The following is a 14555-nucleotide window of genomic DNA, read 5'->3' as shown; positions in this document are numbered from 1 at the left end:
TATTGTAGATGTTTGTGAGCACTCTTTATTTTAAGACTGATTCCAGCAGTGGAACGTGGCGTAGCTTCCCCAAGGCGAAACACTCTCTGTATTAATCGTAGAGCGATGCTCAATGAACTTCTTCACCACCAAATCGCTAATCAACAGGTGGTTAGGCTCACTTAACCCTCTGAGCAGCGCGTACTGAATCGTCCAAGGCCCAATGCCCTTTAGGTCAATCCACTTAGAAGGGTGTTCGGCTTCGTTGTCGACCATGTATTCGGCAAAACGCTTTAAAGTTTCCTTACGACTTCCCGGCATTCTTAAAAAGCTCACATCAGCATCAGCTATTTGTTTAGGTGTTGGGAAATACGCTTTCTCAGATGCATAAGCAATTTGTTGTAATTCAGAGCACTCTTGGGAATTAGCCAACTCTTGTAAAACAGAAGCTTGATGCGTACCAGAAATCTCTCGCACCAGTAAGTTGAGTTGGCCGATCGCTGCTGTTACTGAGACTTGCTGCCCTAGAATCGCTCTTACACCAGCCTCCCAAGCACTCCAAACGCCAGGAATACGGATACCACTCTTGGCAACCAAGTTAGGATCAATGGTCATAAAAAAAGCCTCAACCTTGGCAATATCGACATCAAGGTCGAACATACGTCGAATGTTAGCAATCAAACTTCTTAATTGGCTTATATCGTCCAACTCAAATTCAATATCTAAGCGGTTTTCTTTTACTAAGGTGGCCTTGAACCAGCCTTTAGAACCATTCACATTCACCGTGCGTTGATAATAGTTTTCACCGATGCCCTCCAGACCTTCAATCATTCTTCGTCGATAAAAACCCAACAGGTGCTCCCAATCTAAAGGGCCATGAAAAGAAAGTTGGATATGGTTACTCAGGTAGTTGCTGGGTTTAGAGCGTCGGATTTGGCTTGGTGAGAGCTTCAGCTCTTTTAAAAAGGCATCATTGAAACGGCGTGTACTGTTAAAGCCGCTCGCAAAACCGACATCAGTAATGCTCATGCTACTGGTGTGCAGTAACTGCTTCGCAAACATTAACTGGCTATATAGGCTGTATTGCTTTGGTGACACACCGATGTAATTGTCGAATAAGGTTCGTAAATAGCGGTCTGAGATACCCAAACGAGCCGCAAGTTCTACGATTGAGCCTGAATTCAAAGCACCGTTATCGATCAATTGTAAAGCACGCAAAAACGTTGTTTCGACGCCTTTCCACGCGGGTGAGAATGGTGCGCTATCAGGGCGACATCGTAAACAAGGACGATAACCCGCTTTCAAAGCCTGAGCTTGATGAGAAAAGTATTCGACATTTTCTTCTTTGGGCGGGCTTGCCGGGCAAATAGGTCGACAAAAGATACCTGTCGTTTTCACTGCGGTAAAAAACATGCCGTCAAACCGAGCATCTCGAGAGTAGCGAGCCAAACTACACTGCTCAGTAGTTAAGACACTGTTGTTATTGATATTTTTTAACATGTCATACTCTTCTAATTAACGGCTGCTCTTTTTCCAATAACTAAAAGTCTACCGCGAACCGCCATTGCCGCTAGCCACTTTCGGAAGTGAAGGTTAAATAAATCACAAAAACAGTTTTATTTTCACTCAATTCAGCTATTTTTAATAGGTAGAAGGGATACTTCTAACAACGTCAACAACTGGTACTTAGCACATTAAGATGCAGAGACCTATTGGATAAAAAGGAAAAAGGCTATGGATCTTCATACGTGTCGAATTGTGTTATCAAACCAACAAATTCTCACCAGTCAATCAGTCGAGCAATCTCTCAGTTACCTTGAGGATCAAGCCGACATCGGAATTTCTATGATCGAAATTGATGCTACCGATGGAAATCAAATCCATTCGTACATGTCTCGCTCTCTTGAAGAGTCAATCGAGAATCTAATGAACTTATAGTTCCGCCAAATAAGGCACATTGACCAGGCTTAACTTCTTTTATGTGGGTTAGAACTGACTTTTGATTTGGTTTAGAGCTTATCTTTGATTTAGAAAATATTTATGTTTTAAAGAATGGGATGATCTCGGATTTAAAAATAAAGTTCTCGCTGGTTTAAAAACAAAAATGGCTCCTTTAACAAGGAGCCATTTTTTTATGAAAACATCGTGAAATTAAAACTAAGCGTTTGGAGCTTGCTCAGCTGCTTGTTGAAGCGTATACGCCGTTGATGGGTCAATCTCATTAACCAATTGCTCAACCTGCATGATAGCGTCAACTGAAGTACTGCTTTTACGGTAGCTCAAGTAAATAGGGCGATACCAGTCTTCAACCCCTTTAACCTTGTGTAACTGACCCGAAGCAATAAAAGGTTCAACCAGAGATACAGGTAGGTAGGCACTCCCCCCTTTCTCCAAAATGAAGTCAAGGGCAATACGAGCCGTAGAGGTACGTAGATACGGCGCGGGCACTTTTGGGTGACGCTCGGCGTGTTCAGAACCAAAACGCGTTCCCCAGTCGACATAAACATATTTATGTTGGAATACAGATTCCAGATCATCTTGTTGCGTTGATACCAACACCAAAACCAAATCAGCGACTTTTTTACAGTTCAACTCTTCCGCTTTGATCTGATCGAAAGCGAAAGCCATATCTAAGGTGCGTTCAAGTAAATTTCGGTTGAGTTGCTCACGCCCCATCACCTCGGCCATAAAGCCATAACCACCAAAAGAATCGGTTACTACACTCAAACAATTTTGCAGATACGCATCCCAAATATTCGGTGTACCACCCAGTGTTAACTGCAAAGCTTTACCACTCTCCAACGACAGCTCAAATTTAGCTTGTTGTAAGGTAGACACCATCACTTCCGCATAACCAATCAAACGCTCACCGGAAGAGGTGAGCTTGATGTTATTGCGATCACGAATGAAGAGCTGAGTATCAAAATAGCCTTCTAGCTGTTTGATACGCGCACTCACCGCCGCCTGTGTCAGATACAAATTTTCTGCTGCACGCCCAAAATGGCGCACCCTTGCAACCTCAAGAAAGGTTCTAAATACTTTCACATCCATCAAATACATCTCTGTAATAAATCTGCTAACTAGCCGATCTAGGATTGTTTATCGTAAAGGCAAAAACGTTTTGTTTTCTATTTTTGCCTTTTAACAATATTTTCGCGTGAACAATAAACACTAATTTCTATCTAACCACATTACTGAGGCTGATATGTCTGAGACCGAATTCCGACACGGAAAAAAACGTTTTTATGACACCATTAAATTCCCACGAGGGTTCGCTAAGTCAGGTGATTTTACTCTTTCAGAAGAGGAAATCCTAACCTTGTTTGGTGACACTATGCTTGCACTTGAAACTGGTGAACTCACACCAACCAATGCTGAAGAAAAACACTTCATTAAAGTGCTATCTCACCCTCATAAGGCTAAGTCCAAGTTAGAGCGTGTTTGGTTGAAGTACATTCAACTAGCTCGTGGACGCCGTCGCTTTCATACCCTAAACGGCTGCAAACGCGGTGAAGTGCCTAGGGAAGGATACGAAAGTGAGTTAGTGTTAGAAGATTAGTAAAATAGCTCAAAGTGATACCTCATCACTTTGGGCTTTTTTTTGCCTTCAACACACTTTATCTTCGCAACAGTTAAGTTTAGCTAACCCGGCTGGTTTTACCAATATATATAAATAATTCATAACGATAGCACCGAGACACCTCGACTCAGGCATAACCTCAACGGTACTTGCATCACTGTAGAATTTACGTTTCTCTCCTTCCCCCCCTTCTTTAATCAATATCACTCTACATTACCCCCCTTATTTTTCTGCCTGAACTCTATTCTAGCGGCCTGTTAATGCATCGAAGTACACAAACAAATCAAGCTTATCGACCCTTTCAGACGCTGAATTGAATCAATATTATGCTATATGACAAACGTATTAATCTTGTTTAACGCCACCAAATATCCATACAATAATTATGCAATTCTGAGAGATCTAGTCACAAATACAATGAAAAAAGTAAAATATTGACCTAAAACAATAGCAGAACATGACAACTTATTTTATAATGCGAATTAATGTTTCAGAACACTATAAAATTTAATTTCTAGGGGCAAAATCAATGAGACTTATTCCATTAAGCAACAAAGCAAAAGTAGGTAAATGGGCTGCTCGTCATATCGCAGATTCTATCAACAAATTCGCTCCGACTGCCGAGCGTCCATTTGTATTAGGCCTTCCTACTGGTAGCACACCTCTAACTACTTACGCTGCGCTAATTGAACTTTACAAAGCTGGTGAAGTAAGCTTTAAGCACGTTGTAACATTCAATATGGATGAGTACGTTGGCATCGACCCTAACCACCCAGAGTCTTACCGCACATTCATGCACGAGAACTTCTTCAACCACGTTGATATCCAAGCTGAAAACATCAACCTTCTTGATGGCAAAGCTGACGACATAGATGCACACTGTGCAGCGTACGAAGAGAAAATCCGCTCATACGGTAAAATCAACCTATTCATGGGCGGCGTAGGCATCGACGGTCACATCGCATTCAATGAGCCAGGTTCTTCTCTGTCTTCACGCACGCGTATCAAAACGCTAACTGAAGACACTCGTATCGCGAACTCTCGTTTCTTCGATGGCGACATTAACCAAGTGCCTAAATACGCACTAACTATCGGTGTTGCGACTCTTCTAGATGCTGAAGAAGTAATGATCCTTTCTCTAGGACACAACAAAGCGCAAGCACTTCAAATGGCTATCGAAGGTTCTGTAAACCACATGTGGACTGTTACCGCTCTACAGATGCACCGTAAAGCTATCATCGTTGCTGATGAGCCAGCTCAACAAGAGCTAAAAGTTAAGACTCTACGCTACTTCCAAGAGCTAGAAGCTGAAAACATCCAAGACCTATAATCGATTGTCTTGAATAAAAAGGCGTTTTTAATAGAAAGAGCGTCTTGAATAGAGAAAGCCACAGAATGTGGCTTTTTTTGTATCTGCAATTTGAGGAGGTGAGTAACAGGATCGATAATAGAGCGACAAGCTCGTTTAAACAGGCTGCAGAAACAAAAAAGCGATTTCTCAAACAAGAGAAACCGCAATGACGGTATATTCTAAGATGGATAAAACGAATTAAAGCTAGATAAGCTAAATAAACACTTTAGGTGTAAGCTCAAGCGAAAGCTTCAAGCTATGAACTCAATAGCAAAAACTAAGAACTCAGCGCGTTATCTCGGCACAAGGTGTTAATGATGTCTGTAATAGCCAAAACGATCGTGGATTTCACTTTCTGGTTATGTCGACCCAAGAACATTTCTAACATTGGACCAGACATGGTTTTCACCATATCAGGGTCGTATTCAATAGGCATAATACGCTGAATAGCATGTACTTTGTTTAGCTCAAAGATGATATCCACTTCAGTAAAACTGGTGTCATCACCCTGTATTTTCGCCCATTCTTTTAAGGTCACGAAAATCTCTAAGTCGTCATAAAGCTCTTTACTGATCACGCCAAGCCCCAGAAGCAACTTTCCGCGTATCATTATTTCCCCTAGCGGCCCGCCACTATTGAGAAGAGGTTCTACAACGAACTTAATCGCAGTATCGTCTTTCTTGAAAATATTTTTTAAAACCGAATCTACCGTATCATCCAATGCATCATAAGCGGCCATCAGGCAAGCGCCAGCACTCTCAGCCTCGGAAAGTGCTTCGAGTAATTCTGTTTCATGATTAGTTTGTATTGGCATAACGGCTCGGCAATAAGAAAGTGCCACAGGAGTGGCACTTTGGTGGTTTATCATTTCAATGCTAGATAAGCTTGTTCCGCTAGTTTAACAACTTCTGAGTCACTATTCAGCTCAGAATAATATGCTAATGTCTCTGCAAAGCCTTTTTCTGCAAACATTGCCTGAAGTTCAACCGCTTGAGGGTCATCTTCGTTCTTATAATGGAACGCTGCCGCAATCGCTTTTACTAGGTGAGCGTTTGGAAGGCCGTATTCTAATGTGCCGTTCAGTGGCTTAACCAAGCGATCTTGTGGGCTCAGCTTACGAATTGGTTGACGACCAACACGATCTACTTCATCACGTAGGAATGGGTTTGCAAAACGACCAAGGATTTTTTGGATGTATGCAGCGTGAGCTTCAGGATCAAAACCGTAACGCTTAATAAGTACAGCACCACTCTCTTCCATTGTTGCTGTTACTTCAGCACGGATTACGTCGTCTTCAATAGAGTCTTTGATTGTCTCATGACCCGCAAGAACGCCAAGGTATGCCGTTACTAGGTGACCAGTGTTAAGAGTAAACAGTTTACGCTCAACGAAAGCCATTAAGTTATCAGTACATTCCATTCCTGGGATGTTTGGGATATCACCCTTAAATTGTGTTTGATCTACAATCCATTCGCTGAACGTTTCAACCGTTACTGCTAGAGGGTCTGTCTCGCCAGCTTCTGCCGGTGGAACAATACGGTCAACCGCTGAATCAACGAAACCAATGTGCTCTTCAGTGAAGGCTTTCATTTCATCAGAAAGGTGCTCTAATACTGCAGCTTTAAGTTGGCTAGTACCACGAACCATGTTCTCTGCCGCGATTACGTTCATTGGTGCAGTGTTACCAGCAGCAGCACGTTTTTCAATGCCTTGCGCGATAGATTTAGAGATAATCTTGAGAACCGTTGGGCCTACCGCTGTTGTAATAAGATCCGATTCAGCAATGCAATCCACCACAGCGCTTGTCGCTGAGTTTACTGCTGTTACGTTTTTAACGATCTCAACAACACACTCTTCTCCAACAATCTTTACTGGGTATTCTTTACGCTCAATTAACGCATTAACAACCGTTTCATTTACGTCTGCAAACGTAACCTTCATACCAGCATCAGAAAGAAGCTTACCAATGAAACCACGACCGATATTACCTGCACCAAAATGTAACGCTTTCATAATTTTAGACCTTATAAATATTTGAATCTAGATAGCTAACTACTCAACAACATGCCTTTTCCAATTAGGTTCTAGGCATTAAACAGTAAGCTATACAGACTGAATCTTTATTAAACCGATAAAGAGTAAGACCGAAAATGAGGCCAGTGGGGGGACACCGGCCTCCTTCACTCAGGAGCTTGACTAGAGCGTATTAATTTCCGTTTAGAATACGTAGAACATCATCTGGGTTAGTTGTGTTCTGTAAGCATTCCACTGCTTCTTCGTCATCAAGTGAATTGGTAATAGCCATCAACACCATGTTGTGTTCATCGCCTTGTGCTGCAATACCGATAACCATCTTCGCAATATCATCTTCATCTTCACCCCACTGAATGCCTTCAGGGTATTGACAGAAAACGATGCCGGTTTTTTGTACGTACTGTTTCGCTTCGATTGTGCCGTGTGGTACCGCGATAGACTCGCCTAAGTAAGTAGACACAAGCTCTTCACGAGCAAACATACCTTCTACGTATTCAGGTGACACATTGCCAAGTTTTACTAATTGGTCACCAGCAAACTTAATCGCGTCTTTTTTCTGAGTCGCTTTTAGACCAAGGAAGATGCTGTCGTTAGTCAGAGCAAGTTTGTTGCCTTCTTGTGCTGGAGCCGCTGCCGCAGGTGCTGCTACTTTCGCTTCACCGCTTTGTGCTTCTACAAGGTCTACAACCAACTGGTCATATACAGCGCCATCTAGGAAATTGTTAAGAGACATGTGCATTGCACCTGGTACGGTTTTACGTGCACGGTCTGTTAGGTCTTTGTGTGTAATAACAATTTGCGAATCAGCTGGTAGGTTGTTGATTGCATAGTTAGTTACCACAATGTTCAGGCCTGCTGTTTCTACTTTTTTACGTAGTAGACCAGCACCCATTGCGCTTGAACCCATACCCGCATCACACGCTACGTACACAGCTTCTACATTAGCTAGGTTCACGTTTGCACCTGATACCGCACCTTTAGAAGACGCTTTCATGTCTTTCATTTGTGCTGATGCTTTTTCTAGTGAATCTTCGTCGTCACCTTGAGCTGAAGTCTTAAGTAGGATTGAAGCTACGATGAAAGACACAGCGGTTGAAGCGATTACTGAAAGTACAACACCTAGGTAAGAACCTTTTGGCGTCATCAGTAAAACTGCGAAGATAGAACCTGGAGATGCTGGAGAGATAAGACCAGAATCAAACATTACGTTAGTGAATACACCCGTCATACCACCTGCAATTACAGCAAGAATTAGACGTGGGTTCATCAGTACGTACGGGAAGTAAATCTCGTGGATACCACCTAGGAAGTGGATGATAGATGCACCAGCAGCAGACTGTTTCGCGCTACCTTTACCAAATACCATGTAAGCAAGTAGAAGACCAAAACCAGGACCTGGGTTAGCTTCAATTAGGAAGAAGATTGAACGACCAATCTCTTCAGATTGCTGGATACCTAGTGGAGAGAAGATACCGTGGTTAATTGCGTTGTTTAGGAAAAGAATTTTCGCAGGTTCAACAAAGATAGAAGCTAGAGGAAGAGCACCTGCTTCAACCATTGCGTTAACACCGGCCGCAAGACCACCAGATAGAATCTTAACTGCAGGACCAATCACGACAAACGCGATGATTGCGCAGATCATACCGATGATACCAGCAGAGAAGTTGTTCACTAGCATTTCGAAACCGCTCTTCACCTTACCGTGAACAGCTTCATCGAATTTCTTAATTGCGATACCACCTAGTGGACCAACAATCATTGCACCCATGAACATAGGGATATCTGTACCAACGATGACACCCATCGTTGTAATTGCACCAACAACCGCTCCACGGTCGCCGCCAACCATTTTACCACCGGTGTAACCGATCAATAGCGGTAGTAGGTATGTGATCATAGGACCAACCATTGATGCTAACGTTTCGTTAGGCCACCAACCTGTTGGAATAAATAGTGCAGTAATGAAACCCCACGCAATAAATGCGCCGATGTTTGGCATTACCATATTGGATAAGAAACGACCAAAGTTTTGAACCTTAATCTTTGCTTCTGGTGATAACATAGGTAGAACCCCGTAGTGTATTGGTTGGTCAAATGACCGAAAGTGTTTATTCAAAAGTCGATTAAAATGTATCACAACATTTCGAAAATGCACCTTGAGGCAATTTTAGTGACAGTGGTCACACACAAAAAACACTTTCGGGTTATCGATAGCCACTTAGATCACAAAAATGGTATGAATTTAAATTACAAAGCAATGTAAATGGGAATAACACTCATTATCGAGTGATATTGATCACATTTTGTTTTGTAATACTTAAAAATAAATAGTGATCAATATCACACTTAATAAAATAGGGTATCTAAAATCTATAATTAGTGAGCAAAATAACAGCGTATCATGCTCAATACATATGCATCAGTACGAACCAAAAACTTGACTTTGTAATTTAATTACAAAAACAAAACCTAAGCTTCAAATGAAATGAGACATAGCGCACTATTAAAACTACAGGCCAGAGCGCTGCAGTGAACACTAGATGGATGTGATATGGTATTTAGCTACTCAAATGCTATTTATTTAATTCCCCTTCAACACCAACCAGCAGGTTGCTCTGCTATTTGAGAAAAACTATGCCAGAAAAAATCTCCACATCAGCACTCGCCAAACACAAAGGGGTGGAACCTAAAACTCTCTTCAGTGATCTAAAAAGTGCTGGCTATATAGTGCGATCGCAAGAACGTTGGGTGCTCACTGAGCGCGGTGAAAGTTTTGGAGGGGAATATGTAGAGCACAAAAAATTTGGTATCTTTATTGTATGGCCGGAGAATCTGCTCATCGACTTAGATTCATTCTCTGGTAAAACGCTAACCGCGACTCAGTTGGGCAACGCTTTTCAACTCAGCGCGAAGAAAATTAACCTGCTACTCAATGAGCTTGGTTGGATAACCAAAGAAGAAGATGGCTGGCATGTGACTTCTACGGGTTTAAAAGCCGGTGGTGAACAGAGAGAAGATAAAGCAACAAAAAACTTGTTTGTGGTGTGGCACGACTCTTTGGTGCGTAATAAGCGCTTAAAGCAATCTGTTGTCGAATTTTTAGGTCACGACGCCGAAAGCCATTCTACTGACGCTTCGTTTTCTAGCTTTCGTCAGAAGTTCGAAGCAAAACACCGAAGCTTGGACGGACACTATGTTAGGTCGAAAGGCGAGCTGATCATAGATAACTGGCTCTATATGGCAGGAGTAGTCCACGCCTACGAACGTCCACTCCCAATCGCAAAAGAAGCCATGAGCGATTTCTACCTGCCAACTGGCAAGGTGTACATTCAGTTCTGGGGAACGGATTATGGGTCAATAGATCAAGACCAGCGCATTGCCACTAAGAAAATTTACGAGGAGCATGGTTTTGGTTTAATCGAAATCTGCCCAGAAGATATTCCCAATCTCGACAAGGTATTACCGCCATTATTGCGTGAATATGGAATAAAGGCGTATTAAGTCACTGAAACTCGCACACTATAGCTAATCAAGATCACATTAATTCGCTTATTATGGACTTTAACTACCATAGTGATTTGATATGTTCGCTATTTTTCTCAAGCGACTCTTCTATTATCTTACCCCCATCGACTCGAGTTACTATAGTAATTCGGTATTTGGGGCATGTTCGATAGCCATTTAAACGACTTTATAAAAGGTTTCGATTTAACTGAGCTGTCCGTTTATTGTTGACGTCACTGAACATTAAACCCTACAACATTTATTCTTATAGATATTAGGAGCCAACATGACTCATCCAATCATCACAGATTTGAACACTCGCTACACTGCTAAAAAATACGATGCCGACAAACGTGTATCAGCAGAAGATATGGAAGTAATCAAAGAAGCTCTTCGCTTGTCAGCTTCTTCTATAAACTCTCAGCCTTGGAAGTTCATCATCATTGAGAGTGACGAAGCAAAACAGCGCTTCCACAATACTTTCGAAAACATGTTCCAGTTTAACCAACCACATGCGAAAGAAGCGTCACACACGATCTTGTTTGCTCACGACCCTAAGTACACTAAAGAAAAATTCGCAAAACGTGCTGACACAGAAGTCAGTTCTGGTCACCTACCCGCTGAAATGTACGAGCAGTTCTTAGGTGCTTACGCATTCGCTGAAATGAACACAGACGAAGAAGGCTTTAACGGCAATTGGACTAAATCTCAAGTTTACATCGCACTTGGTAATACACTGCACACGCTAGCTCGTCTTGGCATCGCTTCAACACCGATGGAAGGTGTAGACGCAAAAATGATTAGTGAAGAATTTGCCGATGAGTTAGATGGTCATGTTGTTGATGTTGCATTGGCGATTGGTTACCACAAAGATGGCGAAGATTATAACTACGGTAAACCAAAAGCGCGTCTAGCGGTTGATCAAGTTGTAACAACTCTCTAGTTGATACGAACAACCTTGCTAAATGAACCATTCATTTAGTTTAGTGTGAAAACCAATTTTAGCTTTAAAACCAATATTAGTTATAACGCCAATTTTAGTTATGACTACATTTAATATGCTTAAACGTACTGCCTTATATTTTGGCCAGACACTTGTCTGGCCTTTTTTGTATCTGCTACTGATTTTCCCAATCAACTAGTCATATTTATAGAGGCTCAGTTTCATCTATCTTTATCCATAAGCATGCCAATACCTAGAACAATTTCGCGCGAGTTAAAATGACACTGAAGGATTATTAAGACAACAAATATAAAAAAGTCATAATGACACAAATCCTTACCAGGATTAAATTAACCTAATTAAAAACAATCATTTAAAAACATGGCACACCAAATGCAATGATGAGATCAGATATTTAAATAAGGTATTATCATTATGACTATTCACGTTAAATCAAATGTTCATTGGGTCGGCGTCCACGATTGGGAAACCGAGCACTTCCACGGTAAGGAATACCACATGAACAAAGGTACGAGCTATAACTCATACCTGATCCGTGAAGAGAAGACGGTGCTTGTCGATACTGTCGATCATCGCTTTACTGAACAATTCCTTGCAAACCTAGAGATGGAAATCGATATCAACGAGATCGACTACATCATTTGTCAGCATGCAGAAGAAGATCACTCAGGCGCCCTCTCTGCGCTACTGGCTAAAATTCCGAACACACCCGTCTACTGCACAGAAGCTGGTGTTAACTCTATTGTTGGCCATCACCACCAGCCTGACTGGAACTTCCGAACCGTTAAAACAGGCGACACGCTCGATGTCGGTAACGGTAAGCAACTCATCTTTGTTGAGATGAAAATGCTGCACTGGCCAGACTCAATGGCGACATACCTAACCGGTGATGAAATCCTGTTTAGTAACGATGCTTTCGGGCAACACTACTGCGACGAGAACCTATTCAATGACCAACTAGACCAAGTAGAGCTGCATGACCAATGTCTGCGTTACTTCTCAAACATCCTCACGCCTTTCGCGCCTTTGGTGAAAGCGAAGATAGAAGAAGTCTTGAGTTTAGGCGTGCCAATCGATGTTATTGCTACTTCTCATGGCTGTATTTGGCGTGACAACGCGACTCAAATCGTTGAGCAATATTACGAGTGGTCAAAAGCCTACAAAGAAGATCGTATCACCATTGTCTACGACACCATGTCCAATAACACTCGCATGATGGCAGATGCGATCGCAAAGGGTATTCGTAAAGGCAGCCCAGAAACAGCCATCAAAGTCTTCAATATCTCTAAGCACGATAAGAATGACATCCTTGCCAATATCTTCCGTTCAAAGGGCGTGCTTGTTGGATCATCGACCATGAACAATGTGATGATGCCGCAAATCGCCGCACTACTTGAAGAAGTACACGGCCTGCGCTTTGCAGAAAAAAGAGCCGCAGCATTTGGCTCTTCAGGGTGGACTGGCGGCGCAGTAAAACGCATCGATGCTCGCTTACGTGAAGCCAACTTCGAAGTGAGCGCACCTCAGCATATCCACTGGAAACCAGATACAGACGCACTTCGTCAATGTATTGATTATGGTATGACACTGGCCGAGGTTTGGCGTGTGAATCCAGACGAAGTCAGCGCACCAAAGCAAGTATCACGTAATGTGACACCGCTTGAAACCGCGCCTTCGCCAACGAGCACTCCAGTCGCACTCGATGACACAGACGAGCTGCAACTCGATCAGCAGCAATTCGATCAGCAACAACTCGTCGAAAAACAACTTGAGAAACAGCCCGAGCAAGTTCAAGGCCAGCCAAACCACAGCGCAGATTGCACTTGCTGGCGCTGCACTGTCTGTGAATGGGTGTACGACCCACAATTGGGCGAACCCTACCAAGGCGTTGAACCAGGAACACCTTGGGCACAAGTGCCGGATGACTTCCTTTGCCCAGAATGCCATTTAGGCAAAGAAGTGTTTGTGGAGAAGTAATATGGACAACATTGTTCTTGTGGGCGCTGGTTTCGCTGCTTTACAAACCATAAAGATGATCCGTAAAACTGACCCAAATATCGCTATTACAATAGTCACTGCTGATGCGGGTATTGAATACAGTAAGCCGAATCTTTCGCATGTATTCAGTCAAGCTCAAACACCTCAGCAACTTGCGATCAATACTGCTCAACAATTAGCTGAGCTGCATAACGTTGTCATTAAAACCAACGTTTGGGTAAACGAGATTAACACCGAGCAACAGTTTATTGTCGCTGGCGATGATATCATCCCATACTCAAAACTAGTGCTGGCAACCGGGGCAGCGCCTTTCATACCTGCTGCTGAGGGGTTGAGTGCTCAGGCAACGATTACTCTCAATAGCTTGGAAGAGTTCGAAAAACACAAAGCTCAGATCGACGCTGCGCAACGAATCACCGTTATCGGTGGCGGGCTCATTGGCGTCGAGTTAGCTTTCGACCTTCAAACTGCGGGGAAAAGTGTCACGGTCATTGAACCAGCAAGTTATCTATTAGGTAGTTTGGTACCACCTTTTATCTCCCTAGAACTGGAACGAGAGCTTCGTAAAGCCGGTGTGACAGTTGAGACGGATGCAATGGTAAGCCATGCCACCTATCTCGCTGACGGAGTAAGGTTACAAACGACCTCTTCTCGATTAATCAAAACCGATGTGGTCATCGCTGCAGCTGGGTTAATGCCAAATACAGCACTCGCGCAACAGACAGGAATGGCAGTGAACAGAGGTATCATCGTTGATGAAGCAATGAGAACTAACATCAAAAATGTCTATGCCATTGGGGATTGTGCTGAAATTCAAGGACGAGTAATGGCTTACCTGCAACCCGCGATATTAGCGGCCAACGTATTGGCGAAACAACTCACTACGGGTGAAGGAAAGCTAAGCTTGCCGCATATTATGACTAAAGTGAAAACGCCTAGTTATCCGATTCAGCTGGCAGGCCGTGATATTCAAACTGCTCAGAGTTGGGAGACTCGGTTTGATCCAAAAGGGATTGTCGCCAAAGGTTTTAATGAGGCAAACCAACTCGTCGGATTCATTGTCACAGGGGAACACACTAAAGCAGCATTTCCTCTGCTTAAAGAACTACAGACCAGTTCACCGACATAAGATAAAATCTATAAGT

General features: G+C 42.8%; 12 protein-coding genes. 7 read left to right on the top strand and 5 right to left on the bottom strand.

Annotation, left to right across the window (positions count from 1 at the left end; all coding sequences use genetic code 11):
• Positions 1-30 precede the first annotated feature (30 nt).
• Complete coding sequence (locus OCW38_RS22140) at positions 31-1479, bottom strand: DNA-3-methyladenine glycosylase 2 family protein (protein WP_016766903.1); 1449 nt, start codon at positions 1477-1479, stop codon at positions 31-33.
• A 234-nt stretch (positions 1480-1713) separates the two neighbouring features.
• On the opposite strand from OCW38_RS22140, the gene OCW38_RS22135 reads away from it, so the two are divergent.
• Complete coding sequence (locus OCW38_RS22135; RefSeq protein ID WP_010432480.1) at positions 1714-1917, top strand: hypothetical protein; 204 nt, start codon at positions 1714-1716, stop codon at positions 1915-1917.
• A gap of 219 nt (positions 1918-2136) precedes the next feature.
• Here OCW38_RS22135 and OCW38_RS22130 read toward each other — a convergent pair whose 3' ends face one another.
• Positions 2137-3030, bottom strand: a complete 894-nt coding sequence (locus OCW38_RS22130; RefSeq protein WP_010432478.1) for a LysR family transcriptional regulator — start codon at positions 3028-3030, stop codon at positions 2137-2139.
• Between the two features lie 154 nt (positions 3031-3184).
• On the opposite strand from OCW38_RS22130, the gene OCW38_RS22125 reads away from it, so the two are divergent.
• On the top strand, positions 3185-3538 hold the full coding sequence (locus OCW38_RS22125) for a DUF413 domain-containing protein (protein ID WP_261896142.1): 354 nt from the start codon (positions 3185-3187) through the stop codon (positions 3536-3538).
• 550 nt (positions 3539-4088) lie between these two features.
• A complete protein-coding gene (gene nagB / locus OCW38_RS22120; protein WP_010432474.1) occupies positions 4089-4889 on the top strand; it encodes a glucosamine-6-phosphate deaminase in 801 nt (266 codons plus the stop codon).
• Positions 4890-5187: 298 nt separating this feature from the next.
• Here the strand turns inward: nagB and OCW38_RS22115 are convergent, their stop codons facing one another.
• The 3 genes from OCW38_RS22115 to OCW38_RS22105 all read right to left on the bottom strand — a co-directional run bounded on the left by OCW38_RS22115 (position 5188) and on the right by OCW38_RS22105 (position 9006).
• Entirely contained in the window at positions 5188-5724 is a 537-nt protein-coding gene (locus OCW38_RS22115) for an MltR family transcriptional regulator (protein ID WP_193846163.1), read from the bottom strand.
• Between the two features lie 50 nt (positions 5725-5774).
• Entirely contained in the window at positions 5775-6923 is a 1149-nt protein-coding gene (locus tag OCW38_RS22110) for a mannitol-1-phosphate 5-dehydrogenase (protein ID WP_010432469.1), read from the bottom strand.
• A 193-nt stretch (positions 6924-7116) separates the two neighbouring features.
• Positions 7117-9006: a PTS mannitol transporter subunit IICBA gene (locus tag OCW38_RS22105; protein WP_010432466.1), complete on the bottom strand. Its 1890-nt coding sequence runs from the start codon at positions 9004-9006 to the stop codon at positions 7117-7119.
• 572 nt (positions 9007-9578) lie between these two features.
• On the opposite strand from OCW38_RS22105, the gene OCW38_RS22100 reads away from it, so the two are divergent.
• The 4 genes from OCW38_RS22100 (at position 9579) to norW (ending at position 14539) form a co-directional block, all read left to right on the top strand.
• On the top strand, positions 9579-10445 hold the full coding sequence (locus tag OCW38_RS22100) for a glycerol kinase (protein ID WP_261896138.1): 867 nt from the start codon (positions 9579-9581) through the stop codon (positions 10443-10445).
• Positions 10446-10734: 289 nt separating this feature from the next.
• Positions 10735-11391 (top strand): nitroreductase family protein, encoded by a 657-nt coding sequence (locus OCW38_RS22095; RefSeq protein ID WP_010432463.1) that lies wholly within the window; start codon positions 10735-10737, stop codon positions 11389-11391.
• Positions 11392-11826: 435 nt separating this feature from the next.
• Positions 11827-13389 carry an anaerobic nitric oxide reductase flavorubredoxin gene (norV, locus tag OCW38_RS22090; RefSeq protein WP_016786013.1) on the top strand — a complete coding sequence of 521 codons (1563 nt, stop codon included), beginning with the start codon at positions 11827-11829 and terminating at the stop codon, positions 13387-13389.
• Between the two features lies 1 nt (position 13390).
• A complete protein-coding gene (gene norW / locus OCW38_RS22085) occupies positions 13391-14539 on the top strand; it encodes an NADH:flavorubredoxin reductase NorW (protein WP_016766900.1) in 1149 nt (382 codons plus the stop codon).
• Positions 14540-14555: the final 16 nt, after the last annotated feature.

Origin of the sequence: Vibrio cyclitrophicus, assembly GCF_024347435.1 — a bacterium.
In the GTDB taxonomy this organism is placed as follows: Bacteria; Pseudomonadota; Gammaproteobacteria; order Enterobacterales; family Vibrionaceae; genus Vibrio; species Vibrio cyclitrophicus.
This window is presented reverse-complemented; position numbering and strand designations above follow the sequence as displayed.

Excerpts from the sequence above, each read along its gene's own strand:
- OCW38_RS22125 (WP_261896142.1), top strand. The coding sequence starts at position 3,185 with ATGTCTGAGACCGAATTCCGACACGGAAAAAAACGTTTTTATGACACC.
- OCW38_RS22100 (WP_261896138.1), top strand. The coding sequence starts at position 9,579 with ATGCCAGAAAAAATCTCCACATCAGCACTCGCCAAACACAAAGGGGTG.
- OCW38_RS22135 (WP_010432480.1), top strand. The coding sequence starts at position 1,714 with ATGGATCTTCATACGTGTCGAATTGTGTTATCAAACCAACAAATTCTC.
- OCW38_RS22115 (WP_193846163.1), bottom strand. The coding sequence starts at position 5,724 with ATGCCAATACAAACTAATCATGAAACAGAATTACTCGAAGCACTTTCC.
- nagB (WP_010432474.1), top strand. The coding sequence starts at position 4,089 with ATGAGACTTATTCCATTAAGCAACAAAGCAAAAGTAGGTAAATGGGCT.
- norV (WP_016786013.1), top strand. The coding sequence starts at position 11,827 with ATGACTATTCACGTTAAATCAAATGTTCATTGGGTCGGCGTCCACGAT.
- OCW38_RS22095 (WP_010432463.1), top strand. The coding sequence starts at position 10,735 with ATGACTCATCCAATCATCACAGATTTGAACACTCGCTACACTGCTAAA.
- OCW38_RS22105 (WP_010432466.1), bottom strand. The coding sequence starts at position 9,006 with ATGTTATCACCAGAAGCAAAGATTAAGGTTCAAAACTTTGGTCGTTTC.
- OCW38_RS22140 (WP_016766903.1), bottom strand. The coding sequence starts at position 1,479 with ATGTTAAAAAATATCAATAACAACAGTGTCTTAACTACTGAGCAGTGT.
- norW (WP_016766900.1), top strand. The coding sequence starts at position 13,391 with ATGGACAACATTGTTCTTGTGGGCGCTGGTTTCGCTGCTTTACAAACC.
- OCW38_RS22110 (WP_010432469.1), bottom strand. The coding sequence starts at position 6,923 with ATGAAAGCGTTACATTTTGGTGCAGGTAATATCGGTCGTGGTTTCATT.
- OCW38_RS22130 (WP_010432478.1), bottom strand. The coding sequence starts at position 3,030 with ATGGATGTGAAAGTATTTAGAACCTTTCTTGAGGTTGCAAGGGTGCGC.